At 65.6% G+C, this 18,351-nt stretch carries 15 protein-coding genes and 1 tRNA gene; 7 read left to right on the top strand and 9 right to left on the bottom strand.

The window, feature by feature from the left end; genetic code table 11:
• The first annotated feature begins 143 nt into the window (after nt 1-143).
• The 3 genes from JQ604_RS26615 (at nt 144) to JQ604_RS26605 (ending at nt 3,796) form a co-directional block, all read left to right on the top strand.
• On the top strand, nt 144-1,283 hold the full coding sequence (locus JQ604_RS26615; RefSeq protein ID WP_212363637.1) for a TRAP transporter substrate-binding protein: 1,140 nt from the start codon (nt 144-146) through the stop codon (nt 1,281-1,283).
• 99 nt (nt 1,284-1,382) lie between these two features.
• Nucleotides 1,383-2,051, top strand: coding sequence for a TRAP transporter small permease subunit (locus JQ604_RS26610; protein WP_212363636.1), 669 nt, complete (start codon nt 1,383-1,385; stop codon nt 2,049-2,051).
• On the top strand, nt 2,048-3,796 hold the full coding sequence (locus JQ604_RS26605; RefSeq protein ID WP_212363634.1) for a TRAP transporter large permease: 1,749 nt from the start codon (nt 2,048-2,050) through the stop codon (nt 3,794-3,796). Before JQ604_RS26610 ends, JQ604_RS26605 begins: the two co-directional genes overlap by 4 nt.
• 18 nt (nt 3,797-3,814) lie before the next feature.
• Here the strand turns inward: JQ604_RS26605 and JQ604_RS26600 are convergent, their stop codons facing one another.
• Together JQ604_RS26600 and JQ604_RS26595 are read right to left on the bottom strand one after the other, a co-directional pair.
• Nucleotides 3,815-4,027, bottom strand: a complete 213-nt coding sequence (locus JQ604_RS26600) for a cysteine rich repeat-containing protein (protein ID WP_212363632.1) — start codon at nt 4,025-4,027, stop codon at nt 3,815-3,817.
• A 150-nt stretch (nt 4,028-4,177) separates the two neighbouring features.
• Nucleotides 4,178-4,453: a hypothetical protein gene (locus JQ604_RS26595; RefSeq protein WP_212363630.1), complete on the bottom strand. Its 276-nt coding sequence runs from the start codon at nt 4,451-4,453 to the stop codon at nt 4,178-4,180.
• A gap of 219 nt (nt 4,454-4,672) precedes the next feature.
• On the opposite strand from JQ604_RS26595, the gene JQ604_RS26590 reads away from it, so the two are divergent.
• Nucleotides 4,673-5,731, top strand: coding sequence for a polysaccharide deacetylase family protein (locus JQ604_RS26590; RefSeq protein WP_212363628.1), 1,059 nt, complete (start codon nt 4,673-4,675; stop codon nt 5,729-5,731).
• A gap of 72 nt (nt 5,732-5,803) precedes the next feature.
• Here the strand turns inward: JQ604_RS26590 and JQ604_RS26585 are convergent, their stop codons facing one another.
• The 7 genes from JQ604_RS26585 to JQ604_RS26555 all read right to left on the bottom strand — a co-directional run bounded on the left by JQ604_RS26585 (nt 5,804) and on the right by JQ604_RS26555 (nt 15,402).
• Nucleotides 5,804-6,211 carry a hypothetical protein gene (locus JQ604_RS26585; protein WP_212363626.1) on the bottom strand — a complete coding sequence of 136 codons (408 nt, stop codon included), beginning with the start codon at nt 6,209-6,211 and terminating at the stop codon, nt 5,804-5,806.
• Between the two features lie 109 nt (nt 6,212-6,320).
• Nucleotides 6,321-9,542 carry an AAA family ATPase gene (locus JQ604_RS26580; RefSeq protein WP_212363624.1) on the bottom strand — a complete coding sequence of 1,074 codons (3,222 nt, stop codon included), beginning with the start codon at nt 9,540-9,542 and terminating at the stop codon, nt 6,321-6,323.
• Complete coding sequence (locus tag JQ604_RS26575; RefSeq protein ID WP_349631151.1) at nt 9,539-10,909, bottom strand: toll/interleukin-1 receptor domain-containing protein; 1,371 nt, start codon at nt 10,907-10,909, stop codon at nt 9,539-9,541. Before JQ604_RS26575 ends, JQ604_RS26580 begins: the two co-directional genes overlap by 4 nt.
• Nucleotides 10,910-11,314: 405 nt before the next feature.
• Nucleotides 11,315-11,390: transfer RNA gene (locus tag JQ604_RS26570), tRNA-Thr, on the bottom strand.
• 92 nt (nt 11,391-11,482) lie between these two features.
• Nucleotides 11,483-13,258, bottom strand: coding sequence for a heme biosynthesis HemY N-terminal domain-containing protein (locus JQ604_RS26565; RefSeq protein ID WP_212363620.1), 1,776 nt, complete (start codon nt 13,256-13,258; stop codon nt 11,483-11,485).
• A 20-nt stretch (nt 13,259-13,278) separates the two neighbouring features.
• Nucleotides 13,279-14,541: a COG4223 family protein gene (locus JQ604_RS26560; protein ID WP_212363618.1), complete on the bottom strand. Its 1,263-nt coding sequence runs from the start codon at nt 14,539-14,541 to the stop codon at nt 13,279-13,281.
• 129 nt (nt 14,542-14,670) lie between these two features.
• On the bottom strand, nt 14,671-15,402 hold the full coding sequence (locus tag JQ604_RS26555) for a uroporphyrinogen-III synthase (RefSeq protein WP_212363616.1): 732 nt from the start codon (nt 15,400-15,402) through the stop codon (nt 14,671-14,673).
• 121 nt (nt 15,403-15,523) lie between these two features.
• Between JQ604_RS26555 and tsaD the strand changes: the two genes are divergently transcribed.
• The 3 genes from tsaD to JQ604_RS26540 all read left to right on the top strand — a co-directional run bounded on the left by tsaD (nt 15,524) and on the right by JQ604_RS26540 (nt 18,188).
• Entirely contained in the window at nt 15,524-16,597 is a 1,074-nt protein-coding gene (gene tsaD, locus JQ604_RS26550; protein WP_212363614.1) for a tRNA (adenosine(37)-N6)-threonylcarbamoyltransferase complex transferase subunit TsaD, read from the top strand.
• Nucleotides 16,598-16,791: 194 nt separating this feature from the next.
• Nucleotides 16,792-17,772 (top strand): NAD(P)H-dependent glycerol-3-phosphate dehydrogenase, encoded by a 981-nt coding sequence (locus JQ604_RS26545; RefSeq protein WP_212363612.1) that lies wholly within the window; start codon nt 16,792-16,794, stop codon nt 17,770-17,772.
• A 2-nt stretch (nt 17,773-17,774) separates the two neighbouring features.
• A complete protein-coding gene (locus JQ604_RS26540; protein ID WP_212363611.1) occupies nt 17,775-18,188 on the top strand; it encodes an EVE domain-containing protein in 414 nt (137 codons plus the stop codon).
• Nucleotides 18,189-18,351 lie beyond the last annotated feature (163 nt).

The following is an 18,351-nucleotide window of genomic DNA, read 5'->3' as shown; positions in this document are numbered from 1 at the left end:
ACAGACCCCGATCAATGCCGCCACCGGGCGGGTCGCGTCACTGCGTCGCTTTGCGAAGCTTGGGCGGCGACGCCTAGACTTGCGGCCAACCAAAACAACGACTGGCTCACCAAGAGCCGTTCAATCGGGGCAGGGAGAACGCCATGACCACACGAAACAAGGACAAGACGTCGACGCGTCGCCGCTTCCTGAAGGTGGCTGCGGCGGGAGCTGCCACCGCCGTCGCCGCGCCCACCATCGTCAGCGCCCAAGGGCCGATCAACATGCGCTGGCAGAGCACGTGGCCCTCGAAGGACATTTTCCACGAATACGCCCTCGACTACGCCAAGAAGGTCAACGACATGACCGGCGGTGATCTCAAGATCGAGGTGCTGCCTGCCGGCGCGGTGGTGCCCGCCTTTGGCCTGCTCGACGCTGTATCCAAGGGCGTGCTCGACGGCGGCCATGGCGTGCTTGTCTATCACTATGGCAAGCAGACCGCGCTGGCGCTGTGGGGCTCGGGGCCGGGCTTTGCGATGGATGCCAACATGCTGCTCGCCTGGCACAAATACGGCGGCGGCAAGGAGCTGCTCGCAAAACTCTATGAATCGATCGGCGCCAATGTGGTGTCGTTCCCCTATGGGCCAATGCCGACACAGCCGTTCGGCTGGTTCAAGAAGCCGGTCGCCAAGCCCGACGACCTCAAGGGCGTCAAATTCCGGACGGTCGGCATTTCCATCGACGTGTACACGGCGATGGGCGCAGCGGTGAATGCGCTGCCCGGCGGCGAGATCGTCTCAGCCATGGACCGCGGCCTGCTCGACGCCGCCGAATTCAACAACGCGACCTCCGACCGCGTGCTCGGCTTCCCCGACGTCGCCAAGGTCTGCATGCTGCAGAGCTTTCACCAGAACGCCGAGCAGTTCGAAATCACCTTCAACAAGGACAAGTACAACGCGCTGCCGGAGAAGATGAAGGCGATCATCGCCAGCGCGGTGGACGCGGCGTCCGCCGACATGTCGTGGAAGGCGATCGACCGCTACTCCAAGGACTATGTCGAGTTGCAGACCAAGGACAACGTCAAGTTCTACAAGACGCCCGACGCCATCCTGAAGCAGCAGCTCGAAGTCTACGACGAGGTCGCCAGGAAGAAGTCCGCGGAAAACCCGCTGTTCAAGGAGATCCTGCAGTCGCAGATCGCGTTTGCGAGACGCGCGACGCAGTGGGAGCAGGATACCGTGGTGAACCGCCGCATGGCCTACGATCACTACTTCGGCGCCAACGCCGCAGCCAAGAAGCTCTGACGTCGAAACAGGCCCGGCAAGGCACCGGCCGGCCCACGGTCCCCGGCAGGTGCCGGGTGCCATGTCGAGACCATTTTCTCCACCGAGCGGCCGCAACCGATGAGCGTCCAGAGCCTCCTGTATTCGATCGACCGCCTGAGCACCTGGATCGGCAAGGCCACCGCCTGGCTGATGATCATCCTGATGAGCGCCGTCTGCATCGAGGTGTTCAAGCGCTACATCATCAACCGCCCGACGTCGTGGATCTTCGACCTCGACAACATGCTGTACGGCACGCTGTTCATGCTGTGTGGCGCCTACACGCTCGCGCAAAACGCCCATGTCCGCGGCGATTTCCTGTACTCATCGATGCGGCCGCGCACCCAGGCGATGCTGGACCTGGTGCTGTACGTCGTGTTCTTCATCCCCGGCATCGCCGCGCTGATCTATGCCGGATATTTCTACGCCGCGGATTCCTGGCACATCAAAGAGCATTCCAACGTCACGGCGGAGGGCCCGCCGGTCTACCATTTCAAGACGGTGATCCCGATCGCCGGTGCGTTGATCATGCTGCAGGGGATCGCCGAGATCATCCGCTGCGTCGTGTGCCTGAAGACCGGCGAATGGCCGAGCCGGCTCGCCGACGTCGCCGAGACCGACGTCATCGAGGAGCAGCTCGCGCACAGCGAATATGTCGACGAGGAATCGCGCAAGCTCGCCATCGAGGGCGCACAGCGCATCGATGAAATCGCGCGCCAGCGCGGCATGGGCGGAGATGTCAACACATGAGCGATCCGGCCCTTGGCCTGCTGATGCTGGCGCTCATCGTGGTCGTGATCATGATGGGCTTTGCCACGGCCTTCACGCTGATGGGCCTCGGCATGTTCTTCGGCTTCATCGCCTTCTACGATCCCTCGCAAAACTGGACGCAGAACCGGGTCTTCGACCTGATGGTCCAGCGCACCTACGGCGCGATGACCAACGACGTGCTGATCTCCATCCCGCTTTTCGTGCTGATGGGTTATGTGATGGAGCGCGGCGCGCTGGTCGACAAGATGTTCTATTCGATCCAGCTCGCTTTCCGCCGCATGCCGGCCTCGCTTGCGGTCGCGACCCTGATCGTCTGCACATTCTGGGGGATCGCCAGCGGCCTTGTCGGCGCGGTCGTGGTGCTGATGGGCGTCATCGCCTTCAATCCGATGCTGCGTGCCGGCTATGACGTGAAGCTCGCCTCCGGCGTCATCACCGCCGGCGGCACGCTGGGCATCTTGATCCCGCCATCGGTGATGATCATCGTCTACGCGGCCGTCGCGGGACAATCGGTCGTCAAGCTGTACGCAGCGGCGATGTTCCCCGGCTTCTTCCTGGCCTTCCTCTACCTCGTCTATGTCGTGGGCTGGGCGCTGATCAATCCGAAGATCGCGCCGCCGCTGCCGGAGGAGCAGACCCGCGTCAACGTCCCGGACTGGATCAGGCGATTCCAGGCGGCCTATTCGCCGAACATGTTCGTCGCGCTGTCGAAAGCGTTGATCTCGCCGGTCAAGGCACGGGAGCTCAGGATCGACGGCAATCCGATGAACTATGGCGTCATCGTGCAGAATTTCCTCGTCGCCCTCGTTCCGTTCCTCTTGGCCGCGGTGAGCCTCGGCACGGTGTGGTGGTACGTCGTCATCCACCAGCAGGCGGGCGGCGCGAGCGAAGCCGTCGAAGGCCTGCAACAGCTCGGCAGCGCCGTCGAGACCAAGGAAGCGACGCCGGCCGAGAAAGGACCGGACGTCCAGTTCTATCTCTGGTTTGCGATCAGCACGGCGGTGCTGGCGCTATGGACCGCCCGCTCCTATTTGCGCATGGACGGCGAACGTTTCGAGGTGTTGAAGCTCCTGACCTCGTCGGTGATGCCGCTCGGTATCCTCACGGCGGTGGTGCTGGCCGTCATCCTGTTCGGCATCACGACCGCAACCGAATCCGCCGCGGTCGGCGCCGCCGGCGCCTTCCTGCTTGCCTTCCAGGCCCGCACCCTGGACTGGAAGCGCACCAAGGAAGCGGTGTTCCTGACCGCCAAGACCACCGCGATGGTATGCTGGCTGTTCGTCGGCTCCGCACTGTTCTCGGCGGTGTTCGCGATCCTCGGCGGTCAGGCCCTGCTGGAAAGCTGGGTGCTCTCGCTCAACATGTCGCCGGTGCAGTTCATGATCCTGTCGCAGGCGATCATCTTCCTGCTCGGCTGGCCGCTGGAGTGGACCGAGATCATCATCATTTTCGTGCCGATCTTCCTGCCGATGCTGAAGCATTTCGGCATCGACCCGATCCTGTGGGGCACGCTGGTGTTCGTGAACTTGCAGGCGGCGTTCCTGTCGCCACCGGTCGCGATGTCCGCGTTCTACCTCAAGGGCGTCGCACCGAAGCATGTCACAATCAACCAGATCTTCGCCGGCATGATGCCCTACATGCTGATCGTGATCCTTTGCATGGTGATCATGTATGTCTGGCCGGGGATGACGCTGTGGCTGCCGAACTACCTCTATGGCGGCTGAGATGTGGCGAGGGCGGTTCTACTGTCCGTGCGACGCCAGCGTTGCCTGACAGGCCTTGCTCAGCCGGGCGCGGTTCTGCTTGAGACAGGCCAGCACGACCTGATCGCCTTCGCTGAGATGGGCACGGCAGAAGCGCGAGGCATCGCGGCCGCAGGCGTCCTGGCCCTGCTGTTGGGCCGACGCGGCGGACGCGATCAGAACGAACGGAACGATCAAAAGAAGTCTGGTCATCTCTCAAGCTTTCAAAAAAATGCGACGGCGCCTTTTAGAGCGTTTCGACGCATGGCAGAAGCTTGGAAAACGGCCGAACGGTCCGCTCGTTCCGGACAGAGCAGAAGCGCCTGCGTCTGATCGCCGCAAGCGCCTCCGAAACGCGAAAGATTATTGCGCGGCGACCTTGCGCTGGGCGGCCAGATCGCGGTCCAGCACGACGCGGCAGCCGTTCGAGAGATCCGCGCGATGCTTGATCATGCAGGCGGTGATCTTCGGGATGTTCGGGATCTCGGAGCTGCACAGGCGGAACGCATCGCCCGAGCACATCTGCTGCGCTTCGGCGCTGAAAGCGAAGCTCGCGGTCGAGGAAACGGCAGAGAAAGCAGCGACAAAGGCCAGCGCAGCAGTGGCCTTGCGAACCCAACGCTTGAAGGTGGTGGTCATGATCGGCTCCCATCCGGCGCCGCGGAATGCAGCGCCCGTTGTCTGATGGGCGGATCATGCGCGGTTCCCTGTTCCGCGGCTGTGACCGACATCACGCAGAGATAAGAGGCTCTTTTTGTTGGGCTCCCAAGGCCGTGTTGGGATCACGTTAAGACCTTGTTGGCATTAATCGGACGTTACGGATGTGGCGTAGCCCGAGTTCCCAGTGAGTGTGCAGCGATGCGTAATGCGTTAGGCCTGATGATGGCCAGTGTTTTGGCGGCGGTCGTGATCGCCGGAGTTTGGTACTGGACCTCCTCGCCGCGTGTTGACGCGGCTCCCCCGAAAACCATGGCCGCCCGGCAGCCCGATCCGGTGCCGCCGCAGGCGACCGCCAAGGACGACGTGCAGGTCACCGCGGCGCTGTCGAAGCGTGCGGAAGCCGCACCCGCCCCCGCCGTCGCGCTGCCCCCGGCGCCGGCGCCTGCTCCGGTCGCTGCCGCGCCGAAATCGACCTGCACCAATCCCGATGCGCTCGGCGTCAGCCGCACCGTCGTGGTCGACACCACGGGCGGTCCGGGCTTCGGCTTCCTGCAGTACAAGCAGTTCGACTTCCTGACCGACAAGGAAGTGTTGCTGACCTTCGACGACGGTCCGTGGCCGACCACGCCGGCGGTGCTGAAGGCGCTGGCCGATGAATGCACCAAGGCCGTGTTCTTCCCGATCGGCCTGCACACCACCTATCACCCGGACATCCTGCGGCAGGTCGCCGCCGCCGGCCACACGATCGGCGCACACACCTGGTCGCACGCTCATCTCGGCGGCAAGAAGATGACCGAGCAGATGGCCAAGGACGAAATCGAGAAGGGTTTCAGCGCGGTCAAGGAAGCGCTCGGCACCGCACCGGCCCCGTTCTTCCGCTTCCCGGCGCTGGTGACGACGCCGGCCACCACGACCTATCTCGGCAGCCGCAACATCGCGATGTTCTCGGTCGACGTCGACTCCAACGACTTCAAGTCGAAGACGGCGGATGAGGTGATCAATAACGTGATGACCAAGCTCGACAAGGAGCACAAGGGCATCATCCTGATGCACGACCTGCAGAAGCACACCGCACAGGCGCTGCCGACCTTGCTGCGCAAGCTGAAGGCGGGCGGCTACAAGGTGGTCGCGATGAAAGCCAAGACCCAGCTCGAGACGCTGCCGGAATACGATGCGATGATGGTGAAGAAGGAGAGGATGCCGACCGCTGCGGCGACCCGTCCGATCAGCAGCGTGATCCAGACGGTCAACGACTGACCGACGCACTGACACCATCGCTCAACGAAGAGCGCCCCTGGAGTTTTCCAGGGGCGCTTTTGTTTTCTCAGCTCACCAGTAGATGCCGTGACGGTGCAGCTCGCCGATGATGCGGCTGCGTGTCCAGGTGTGCGCATGGTGCCGCCGCGCGGACCTGTGTGACGCGGTCCTGTAAGTCGGCTTGGTGGAAGGCGTCGCAGTCGGCTCGACCTTGGCCTGCTGCAATTCCGGCTGTTGCGCGGCGGCCGGAGCCGGACGCGCGGTGTATCTCGGTGTGTCGGTCGCGGGCTTCGGCGTCTCGACGACCGATGTCGCCTCCGGCGGCCTCTGTGGCGCTTCGACATATTTACCGGTCGGATTGGCCGGCGCAGGCGCCACCGCCGGTGCATTCTCGCCCCCGCCCAGCGTCAGGCTTCGCTCGCCGGCCTGCGCCGTTGCCGACGCCAGAACCAACGCCGAGATCAGAAACAGTTTTTGCATTGTTGCGTCTCCCGCTGATGGCGCGAAGACTATGTCGATTGAGCGGTTCCATGTGTGAGCGGAATCACACCTGGCAGAGATGTGACTCGAACCTCGCGGGCCTGTGCCGCTACCGCACGACGGCCTTCTGCGTCTCGATCTTCGCCGTGAGGCCCGCGCGGCGCGCTTTCAAGTCGGGATTGTCGTCCTGCCCCGACGCAACATCGAGTGCCGCGAGCGCCTTCCGGTAATACAACAGTGCGTCCTCCTTCCCGTCCTCGCTCGCAGGCTGATAGCCGGTCTTGTCAGCATCGGCATCATCAGCAAGAAAATCCGCCGCCTGCTCGAGCGCGACCGAGAGCTTGACCTGCCAATTGGGCTGCGCCGGCGTCGCGCGTGCGATCGCCTTCGCGGCGTCATCGTAGGCCGCCAGGGCATCCCTGTACTTGTTCTGCCGCACCAGCACGTCGCCGATCTTGATCCGGATTTCGACCAACGTGGTGAGCTGCGCGGCCGATGTCGACGTACCGATCAGCGCATCAAATCCCGATGCCGCCGAACGATAGCGCCGCAGCGCCTCGTCGATCAGTCGCAACGCCAGGTTATCGACCGGCTCCGGCTTGATCAGCAACTCGCTGCCGCGGCGAACCAGCACGTCGGCCCGCTTGGCGTTGAGGTTGGCGAGCGTTCGCTGCAGCGAGGTATTCGACGGATCCCGCGCCGCGAGCCCCTCGACGATGCGCAATGCCGCGCCGTAGTTCTGCAGCGCACCGCGCCATTCCTCTTGCCGCACCAGCGTATCGCCGAGCAGCGTGTAGTCGGTGATCAGGCTGGAGCGCCAGGTCGGATTGCCGGGATCGGAATCGTAGAGTTGTTGCCGGCCCGCGACCGCGGCCTGGAATTCGACCTTGGCCTCTTCCGGCTTGTCCTTCAACACCTGGCCGATGCGCCGGTGGTTGTTGGCGATGTTGGAGATCAGCGACGCATTGTCGGGGGTCCGCTTCAGTTGGGCGTCCATGATCGCGGTCGCTTCGCGATAATTGGCGAGCGCAATATCACGATCGCCCGGCTGATCCCGCTCGCTGTAGACCTGGCCGATGCGGTTCTTCTGGGTCGCGACACCGATCGGATATTTGTCGGTGATCTTCTCGGCAATTCCCAGGCCTTCCTGATACTTCTCCAGCGCCGCCGCCCAGTCGCCCCGCGACTTCTGGATATCGCCGACCTTGTCGAGCACGACGACGAGCTCGTTCTGGAACATCTGCTTCTCGGGATGGCGCGCAACGAGGCTGCGCGCGATCTCGACCGCCGCCCTGTATTCGTCCTCCGCCTTCTGGACGCTGACCTTGTCGCGGATGCTGCGCGCGTACTGGTCGCCGATCCTGAACTTGCTGGCGTAGAGCAGGCGCTTGAACTCGTCGTTGTTCGGATAGGCGTCGAGGAATTGCTGCGCCAGCCGCTCGCCACGCACCGCAAATTCGAGCGCAGCAGCGTTGTCGCCGATCGCATCCTTCACATCCGAGATCGAGAGGATCAGCCAGGTCTCGATCTCCGTCGTCTCCGGCGAGGTGCGCTCGACGCCGACCCGGTTCAACGTCAACTGCGCATCGTCGAGAAGTTTTTGCGCGCCCGCCGCCCGCAACGTGCCGTCATTCAAGAAGCCGGTCAGGCGTGCGACCGAAGTCTTCACCGAATTGAGCGCGATCCGGCGATTCTCGTCCGCTGCCAGCTTCTGCTTGTTCGCTTCCAGCGTCTGCTTGTTCGCTTCCAGATAGAACAACGCCATCACACCGGCAATGATGACCGCGACGGCGAAGGTTCCGAGCGCGGTCCAGCGCTTGATCCGCTCGCGTCGCTGCGAGGTCTTCAGCAGGCGCTGCACGCGGTCGAAGCCACCGCCATAGCGCTCGGCCCATGCCGCGGTGCGCGGCCGCGCGTTCCACCACGTCAGTCGCTCCTCGACCTGATGCGACGGCAGTGTGGCGTCGTCGCCGTCGGCGATCGCGAGCAGACCGCGGTAACGCTCGCCGGCCTGCTGCTCGCTGCGCAGCCAGCCGGGATCGCTCCCCTCGCCGCTGACCTTGTCCCAGCGCCGCAGCAGCGCCTCGTGGCCGACATCGATCCGCGTGGTCGGCAGGAGGTCCTTCTGTTCGGAGAGCGGCGGCATCAGGAACGAGCAGTCCTGGGCGCGGAAGCGATCGAGCACCTTCCGTACCGTCGTCTCGCTGACGCCGGTCTCCGCGACCAGCCGCTGGAACTGCAAGGCGCGACGGATCGCCCGTCCCTCCTTGTCGAGCTCGGACAGTGCGCGGAATACCTGTTCGACGGCGAGCTGCAGGGCTGGACCCGGAATGTCCTGCAGGATCTCGTCAGCATGGCGCGACAGCGCGTCGGCAAAGCCGCCGATATTGCGGTAGTGCTCGAGCGACAGATGGCGCTGCGGCAGAGCTGCGCCGGTCTCACCCGTCGCTGCTCCCATCCTGGCGGTGGGCTTGCCGGCCTCCTCCCACAGCCGCGACAGGCAATGCTGCAGCACCGGCAACTGATCCATCTCGGTGCCGCAGTCGTTCAGCAGCCGCTCGACAAGCTCCGGATCGATGGTCGCACCGGCCTGCTCGACGGGCTTGCGGATCACCTCGTCGAGCTGGTCGCGGGTCAACGACGGCACCAAGAACTGCGCGGCGCAGACGGCTTCGGGCAGCCCGTGGAAGCGTGCGCAGTCGCCGATGAAATCGGAGCGCATCGTCAGCACGATCTGGATCTTGTTCGACTGCGCCCGGCTGGCCTCCAGCAGCAGCTGAACGAATTGCGTGGCGCGCTCGCGCGCCTGCGCATCGTCGGCATTGGGGCCGAGCGAGCTCGCGCTCGCGAAGCGAAACAGTTCCTCGAACTGATCGATGACAAGCAGGATCGAGGCGCCCTTGACGCCATTGGCGTCGGCGACGGCGTCGAGAATGCCGAAGCTCGAGCGCTGCAATTGCGCAGCGATTCGATCCTGGCGCGCCGAGGCGATCATGGGGTCATCGTCGGTCGACAGCTGCGCCAGCAATCGGGTCAGCCGCTGCAGCGGCTCGTCGCCCGGACGCATCTCCTTCCACACCCAGTTGCGGCCGCCGGCGCCCTGGGTCTCCCGGTCGAGCCACGGCAACAGGCCCGCGCGCACCAGCGAGGACTTTCCGCTACCGGACGAGCCGACCACGGTGACGAAGCGGAAGCGGTCGATCAGGCGATACAGCGCGAAGGTCTGGTCTTCGCGGCCGAAGAAATAGGCGTAATCGTCATAGGCGAACGGCCGCAGGCCGGGGAACGGATGTTGCGCCGACACCGCCTGCAATGTGACCGCGGCGTTCATGGCGCGGGGCGCATGGCCGGCACCAGCTGATCGAGCAAATCGGCGGTCGGCGTGCTGGTCGCGGAAAGGTCGACGACGAAATCGATGTCGCCGCGCGGAAACAGGAATTTGCTGGCCTTCTTGCGCGTGCCGGGTGGGGGTGCTGCGACCACCGCGCGGTAGGAGAACTGCTGCTTGCGGCCAAGCTGGTGCCAGTCGCGCAAGCCGCTCGCCTCGGCACGTACCCACACCTCGGACGCCGAAGCCCAGCACAGCACCACGGCGTCGCATTCGGCGAGCTGCTTGCCGTTGAAGCTCTTGATCTCGGAATCCGGGCCGTCGAACGCCGGCAACAGCGTCTCGAGCTTCCGCTGCTGCAGCGCCTGCGCCAGGTTGAGCGCGTAATCGCTGTCGGCCTCGCAGTGATGCAGATAGAGCCGGATCTCGCCGCCTTTCTCCAGCACTGCTTCGATCGGCCGAACCGGCGCGATTGCGATCAGGTGCTGGTTGACGAAGTCGACGAACTTGCTGAGCGTGTCGCCTTCGATCTTGTCGGCCGGCAATTGCTTGTCGAAGCGCGCCAGCACCTCGACCGGATGCCGCGCGATGTCGCGCGCGGCTTCGTTGGCGGCAGCGGGCGTGGTCCAGGCGCCCGGCGCCCAGACCAGGCGATGGAATTTCGCGCTGGCATCGCCGGCAGCCTTCACGGCGGCGCGCGCGAGCTGCAGCTTGACCATCGGCAGCTGATCTTCCGGCGCCTCGCCGGCGCGCTCGCCGAGCAGATGGATCGAGATCTCCGCTTCCTGCAGCGCGGCATCAATGTCGGCGACGGCCGACGTCAGCGGAATGTCCTGCGCCGGCGCCGGCACGACGGTATGGCCCTTGCCGACCAGCTCGGAGACGATGCGATCATACTGCGCGCGCATGTCGGAGGCAGGCTTGGCGACATAGATGGTGCGGCCGGTCGGCGGATAGCGCGGCTCGACCGGTGGCGGCGGGCTCCGCTTGAGAAGATGCGCCGCCAACAGCTTGATCTGGTCCCAGTAGCGGGTATCGACGGCCTCGCCGCGCTCGAAATATTCGTGGTCGCCGGAAAAATCCTGCGGGTCGTTGTTGCGGCTGAAGAAGTTGAAGCCGACCTGCCCCTGCAGCAATTGCGGCCGCTCGGCAAAATCGATGAAGCGCTTGTTGACGAGGATGATGCGGTCGCGCAGGCCCTCCTGCGGATGCGTCTTCGCAAAGGTATCCAGCTCACGCTTGCACCATTCGCTGGCCAGCCAGTTCTTCGACAGCACCACGACGAGCAGCGAGGCGTTCTTCAGCGCGTCTTCGAGCTCAGGCGTGAACTGATCGCCGGGCGAGATGCGCCTGATATCGCGCCACACCACGGGACGCTCGGGGCCGAGATCGCGGAACTCGTATCGGATGTTTTCGTCTAAAAACGTAACGAACCCTTTTCGGTCCGGCCGATCAGGCGGAGGAACGTCATCGTCCCGTGCGTACGAAATGAAGATGTCGGTCACAGCCGTCTTCCTCGGTTGCCGACTGCAATAAAAACTACTTAAGTCTGCCGTCGCGCAGGGGTCAAGTAATCCAGATCACACACGCAATCGTTGCGCGGCGATGCGCCGCGCACGCGACGTTCGGGTTCCCGGGGATTCCTGCAGTCCCGGGGATTCCTGCAGTCTCTCTGCGCAACGCGCCTCGCCTGACGGCGGTGAGACGGAATGCCACGCGTCGTGCCGACGCATCACGTCCGCACCTGGTTGCCCTGATATCGATGTGCTGGAGGGTGGTGCCGCAAGAGGGACTCGAACCCCCGACCCCGTCATTACGAATGACGTGCTCTACCAACTGAGCTATTGCGGCGAACCGTTCGGCGACGGCCTCTCGGCGCGAGCCACCTGATATCGGGCACGGCCCCGATTGGCAAGGAAAAGCCGGGCCGCAAGGTCCCGGATTTAATTGCCCCAGCGCGCCAAAAACCCGCGCCAGCCGCCGGCCTGGGCCTTGGGCGGGCCGATTTGTTCCGCAAATTCATCGGGCGGGCCGTCCTCATCGACCCCGGGATCATCGGGGGCGCGAACGAGCGGGATCACGGCCGGAATTGGCGCCGGCGTCGCCTTGGGCAGGTCGGTGCGCGCACGGAACAAGGGGGCCGGCGCTGATTCGGGCTGCGGCTGAGGGGTTGGCTCGGCCGCAGCGGCAGGCTCCGCCTCTGCGGTCGGCGGCGCATTATCCTGCGCGGTGACTGGCGCCGGCTCGACCGGCTTGGTCTCGATGGGGTTGGCCTCGACCACCTTGGCCTCGATCGGCTCGGCTTCGACCGGCTTGGCAACCACTGCAGGCTCGCTCGGCGCGGCCTCCTTAAGCTCCTTCGGCGGCTCGACCCGGCGCGGGGCCAGCATGGCTTCCTCGAAGGGCGAGGGCTCGATCGCACTGCCTTTGTCGGAAGGGAGCGCCGCCAGCGGCGTCTGCCACTGGAACGCATCGAGCCGGCCGGAGACCGGCGACACCGGACGCCAGCGGTCCGAGACATAGCCGTCGGCGGTCCAGACCGGGTCATGCAGCGCGCGCACCGCGCGCAGGGTCCAGGCACGGGCGCGGCCGCTATCGCCATGCTCGGTGCGCTCGAGCTCGGCCATCAGCAGCGCGACGCGCTGCGTCGGCGCGGCCACGAACGGCTCCAGCGCGGCCCGCGCCTTGGTGAATTCCGTGGCGTCGATTGCGGCGCGCGCGATCGCCAGCGCGCCCTCGACCTGGCCCGGCGTCTTCGCCGCCAGCGTCTCAACCCGCACCAGGCGCTGCCGCGCGGAATCGCCGAGCCGCACATGGGCGTAGGCTTCGGCGAGATCCGGATGCGGCTGCGCCAGCCAGGCAGCCTCGACGAGGCGCATCGCGCGGCGGACCTGATGCGCCTCACTCTCGAACTTGCTGGCGAGCACCGCCGCCGGAATCAGGGTCGGCGCCAGCTTGACCGCCTCCATCGCGCTCTCGCGCGACAGATCGCGATCGACAGTCTCCAACTCCAGCGCGCGCGCCGTCAGCAGCACGCCGCGCTGCCGGCGATAGGTCGCCTTGTCGATCAAGCCGGCAGACTGGTTGTTGTCGAGGATCGACAGCGCGCCGGCCCAATCGCCCTTGGCGCAGCAGAAGCCGAGCACCGCATGCGACGCCCATGACGAGGACGGCGACAGCTTCAGCGCTTCCTCCGCGAGCATCACGGCAGCGACGGGATCGTCGGCGCGCTGCGCCTCGATGAACAGGCCGCGCAAGCCGAGCAGGCGCGTGTCCTTGCGCTCCGCCATCGCGCGGAAGGCGCGCTGCGCACCGTCACGGTCGCCATCGAGCTGCGCCGATTGCGCGTGCAGCAGCAGGGTCAGCGGATCATGGCCGGCATGGCGCCGCGCCACGTCGGCATGCGCACGCGCCGCACTGGAATCGCCATGGCCGATCGCGAGCAGGCCCTGCGTGATGGCATGGCGGCCGCGGGCGTGACGTCGTTCGCGGTTGCTGCGCCGGATGTGGCCCGGCGTCTTCCAGACGAGGCGCAGGATCCACCAGGCAAACATCACTGTCACGATGACGATGCCGAGCGCGAGCGCGAACAATGACAGCGAGACGGTGTACTTCGTGCCGCCGAGGATCAGCGCGACGTCGCCGGGTTGCTCGGCGACCCAGGATGCACCCCACGCCGCCAGCGCGATCAACAGCAGGAACAGAACGATGCGCAACATCCGGGACCTACTGCAAGAGTCTATTGATTAACCGCGGACAATGCCGCCATGGCGTTATCGGCAAATTTGCGCGAGGCGTCGAGCGCCGCCTTGCGCGCCGCGACCCTGTCGAGCCAGGGCTGCGCCGCCGTGCGATCAGCCGGCGGCAGCGACTGCAGCTCGCGTACGGTCAGAGCGAGATCGTTGTGCACCGCCGCCGATGTCACGCGCGCGACGATGCTGCCGGGATCGGTGCCCGTTCCATCGGTGCGCTCGATCTTCACGAGCTTGGCAGCGCCGGCCTGCAGCCGATCGACGAGGCCGGTGCCGCCTGTCGTCGCCTCCGCCGGAGGCGGCGCAAGCTTCGGCACGATCTCGAGCAGCTCGCGGCAGAGCTTGTTGCCATTGGGCACGCCGGCCGCCGCGAAGGCATCCAGCGGCTTCAAGTCATCGGCATTGTCTGAGAGCGCCTTGGCGGTCGACAGCGCCGATGCAAAGGGATCGCCCTGACGGACCGCCATATCGAGCAGCGAGGCCGCCACGACGCGGCGCAGCGGCGCGTCGTCGACCGGTTTTGCCTCTGCGGCCTTGGTGTCTGCGATATTGGTGTTTTGCTTGGCGATCTCGGCGCTCTGCGCGCGCACCGCACCTTCGACCTTGTCGATCCGCGAATTGATTCCCGACAGATCAGGCGCCGGCGCGCCATCGCGCGGGGCGGCCTTCACGTCGTTGATCGCGGCAGCGAGCTTGTCGGACTGCGCGCGCGTCGCGGCAAGTTCGGTGCGCAGCGCGGCGATCGATTTGTCCAGCGCTTCCAGCCGCGCGGTCGCGGCAGGATCAGATGCAGGTACGGCAGGCTTGCCGAGTTTCGTTTCGAGCCCGGCGACGCGCGTCGCCAGATCATCGATCGCGCCGGCATTGAGCTGGGGCACCGGCGCGGACGCCGGCTGCACCGCGGGCCAGCCGAGCAGCCAACCGACGGCGATCACGAGCGCAGCGGCAACCGCGCCGGAAACGGGTGCGACAACCCAGGGAGAAATTGGCTGAGAGATCGGCCGCGACGGCTCCGCCGGTGCGGCGGCTGCGGGTTCTGCGGTCGCGGTCTCGGGTTGGGGCTCAGGCTGCGGCTCGGTTTGCGCAGATGCTTCCGGTGCGGCCTCCGCGACGACCGTTCCCTGAGCAGACATTCCCTGAGCAGACTTGGTCTCGCTCGACACTGCCTCGAGATCGATGGTCGGCGGATTGCGCTTGGGACGGACGGACTCCGGCGCCGGTCCTGTGTCCTCGGGCCTGTCTTCAGCCATCACGGGGTTCCTCAAAGCCACTTGGAAACGAATACTAGCAGAATCGGCCCGGCTTCTTAGAGCACGATCGCGGAAATGGAGCACCGGTTTTCGGTTCGGATCGCAGTCAAACGAAAGAATAATGCGCGGTCAGGATCGTAACGTACGGGCAAGAACATCGAACAGGGCATTTTCATCAGGAGATGCCGCCACCACAACCTGCGTGGCGCCGGCATCATGGAGAACGGACGCCACCGACGCTGAAATGCAGCATTGCGGCAGGGCCAAGGCGGAAATCTCGACACCGCCGGCCCGCGCCGCCTCCAGGAAGGCGCGCGCGCTGCGGCGGGAGTAATGCAGCACGGCTGATATCTCGCTAGCCATGAACGAATCGCATATCTCGCGCGGCAGGTCCTGGACCGGCGCCATGCGGTAGGTGGTATGAGTGATGACAGTAAAGCCCTGCTCGCCGAGTTCGCCGGCGAGATCGCGCGCGAGATCGGCGCCGGCGAGGTAGAGCAGCGTCGCCGCCGGCTTCAACTGTCCGGCTTTGGCACGCTTTTTCACGAGGTCGCGCAGCGCGCCGGCATCGCCCTTTGCCGTGATGACGTCCTTGAAGCCGGCCACCCGCGCCGCTTCCGCCGTGTGACCGCCGACCGCGAACAATGGCAGGCCAAGCAACCGGCTGACCGACAGGTCGATCGCGCGCAGTGCATTGGCGCTGGTCAAGATGACGGCGTCATAATCGGCGTCGTGATCGTCATGGAACGGCAACGGCTCGAAGCGCAGCATCGGCGCCGGGAGCGCCTTGATACCGCGCGCGCGCAGGCTCGCGAGCGTCCCCTCATTGTCGGGCTGCGGGCGCGTGACGAGGACAGCCATGGTCAGGCCTTCCCTGCCGAAAAATAGGCCTTCGCAGCCGATTGCACGTCGCGACCTCGCAATGCTACCTCGTGATCTCAGCTTGTTAGCACAAGGGCCGAAATTGGGTAACGAACCACCGATGCTGGTGTTGGGGATCGAGACCACCTGCGATGAAACCGCAGCTGCCGTGGTCGAGCGCCAGAGCGACGGCTCGGGCCGGATCCTGTCCAACGTCGTGCGCTCGCAAACCGAGGAGCACGCCCGCTTCGGCGGCGTGGTGCCCGAGATTGCCGCGCGCGCCCATGTCGACCTGCTCGATGGCATCATCGACCGCGCCATGACGGAAGCCGGCGTCGGTTACGCGCAATTGTCGGCGGTCGCGGCGGCCGCGGGTCCCGGCCTGATCGGCGGCGTCATCGTCGGCCTCACCACGGCGAAGGCGATCGCGATGGTGCATGACACGCCGCTGATCGCGGTGAACCATCTCGAGGCGCACGCGCTGACGCCGCGGCTGACCTGCGCGCTGGCGTTTCCCTATTGCCTGTTCCTGGCGTCCGGCGGTCACACCCAGATCGTCGCCGTGGTCGGCGTCGGCCAATATGTGCGGCTCGGCACCACCGTCGACGATGCGATGGGCGAAGCCTTCGACAAGGTCGCAAAGATGCTGTCGCTGCCCTATCCGGGTGGACCGCAGGTCGAGCAGGCCGCCGCGGGCGGCGACGCCAAGCGCTTTGCGTTTCCGCGCCCGATGCTCGGACGCGCCGATGCGAATTTCTCGCTGTCGGGCCTGAAGACCGCCGTACGCAACGAGGCCAGCCGGCTGGCGCCGCTGGAGCCGCAGGACATCAGCGACCTCTGCGCCAGCTTCCAGGCCGCGGTGCTGGAGTCGACGGCCGATCGATTGAGCGTCGGCATCAAACTGTTCGAGGAACAGTTCGGCCCGCCCCGCGCACTGGTCGCAGCCGGCGGCGTCGCCGCCAATCACGCGATCCGCGGCGCGCTGCAGGATGTCGCGGCGAAAGCGCAGACCACGCTGATCATTCCGCCGCCGGCGCTCTGCACCGACAATGGCGCGATGATCGCATGGGCGGGCGCCGAGCGGATGGCGATCGGCCTGACCGACACGATGGACGCCCCGCCGCGCGCCCGCTGGCTGCTCGACGCCAATGCAAAAGCGCCGGCCGGTTTCGCCAACAGCCGCGCTGGATATTGAGTGATGCTTAGCGGAGCGCGCCGCGGACTCCCATTCACCTCGCCCCGCTTGCGGGGAGAGGTCGGATTGCATCGCAGATGCAATCCGGGTGAGGGGGTACAGGTCTCAACAATCGGCCTGCTCGCGGATAGAGCCCCTCACCCCAACCCTCTCCCCGCAAGAGCGGGGAGAGGGGGTCCTGACGAGCGTGCCTGATGGCAGCCATCACATCCGTCAGCGTGATCGGGGCCGGCGCCTGGGGCACCGCGCTGGCAGGCGTTGCGGCGCGCGCTGGACGCAAAGTCGTGCTCTACGCACGTGATCCCACGCATGCGACGCAGATCCAGACGACGCGCATCAATCCGCGGCTCGCTGGCGTACAGCTCGATCCCGCCATCACCGTGACCTCGGACATTGCATCCGCTGGCCGTGCAGATGTGATCCTTGCCGTCACGCCGGCGCAGCATTTGCGCGCGGCGGTCAGCCATCTCGCGCCGCATGTTGCTGATGGCACACCGGTGATCGCCTGCGCCAAGGGGATCGAGCACGGCACCCACAAATTCATGACCGAGGTGATCGCGGAAGCCGCACCGCAGGCGATCCCTGCGATCCTCTCGGGCCCGAGCTTCGCCGACGACGTCGCGCGCGGCTTGCCGACCGCGGTGACGCTCGCCGCGAAAGACGAGGCGATCGCGAGCCATCTGGTGCAGGCGCTGGGCTCGGCGACGTTCCGGCCCTATCACACGACAGACGTGCGCGGCGTCGAGATTGGCGGCGCGGCCAAGAACGTGCTGGCGATCGCCGCCGGCATCGTCGTCGGCCGCAACCTCGGCGCCTCCGCGCTGGCCGCGCTGACCACGCGCGGCTTCAGCGAGTTGGCGCGGCTCGGCCGCGCCTGCGGTGCGCGCCCGGAAACGCTCTCGGGTCTCTCCGGCCTCGGCGATCTCTTGCTGAGCTGCTCGACCGCGCAGTCGCGCAATTTCGCGCTCGGCATCGCGCTCGGCCGCGGCGAGGCGGCGCCTAGCGGCAAGCTCGCGGAGGGTGCATTCACCGCGCCGGTGCTGGTCGAGCTCGCGGCTTCGCAAAAGGTCGATATGCCGGTATCACATGCGGTGGCCGCGATTCTCGGCAACAGACTGACTGTTGACGCCGCGATCGAAGGCCTGCTGACACGGCCGTTCAAGGCGGAGGAATGACGATGGCGTACTGGCTGGTGAAATCCGAACCATCGGTGTGGTCCTGGGACCAGCAGGTCGCCAAGGGCGCGAAGGGCGAAGCCTGGACCGGCGTCCGCAACTTCACCGCGCGGCAGAACCTCGTCGCCATGAAGAAGGGCGACAAGGCGTTCTTCTATCACTCCAACGAGGGCAAGGAGATCGTCGGCATCGCGGAGATCATCAAGGAGGCCTATCCCGATCCGACCGACAAGACCGAAAAATTCGTCTGCGTCGACATCAAGGCCGACAAGCCGCTGAAGACCTCGGTGACGATGGCCGCGATCAAGGCCGACAAGAAGCTATCAGAAATGGCGCTGGTGAAATATTCGCGCCTGTCGGTGCAGCCGGTGACCGCGGAGGAGTGGAAGGCGGTCTGCAAGATGGGTGGGCTGTAACGAGGATGCGTAGGGTGGGCAAAGCGCAGCGTGCCCACCATCACGAGCACGCCGGAAATGGTGGGCACGGCGCAAGCGCGCCTTTGCCCACCCTACGAGACTGTGACTCTTTCAGGCGGATATGATTCTCTACGCAAATTGATTTGCCGGAGAGAATGATGGC

This window comes from Bradyrhizobium jicamae (assembly GCF_018130695.1).
GTDB classification, from domain to species: Bacteria; Pseudomonadota; Alphaproteobacteria; order Rhizobiales; family Xanthobacteraceae; genus Bradyrhizobium; species Bradyrhizobium jicamae_B.
This window is presented reverse-complemented; position numbering and strand designations above follow the sequence as displayed.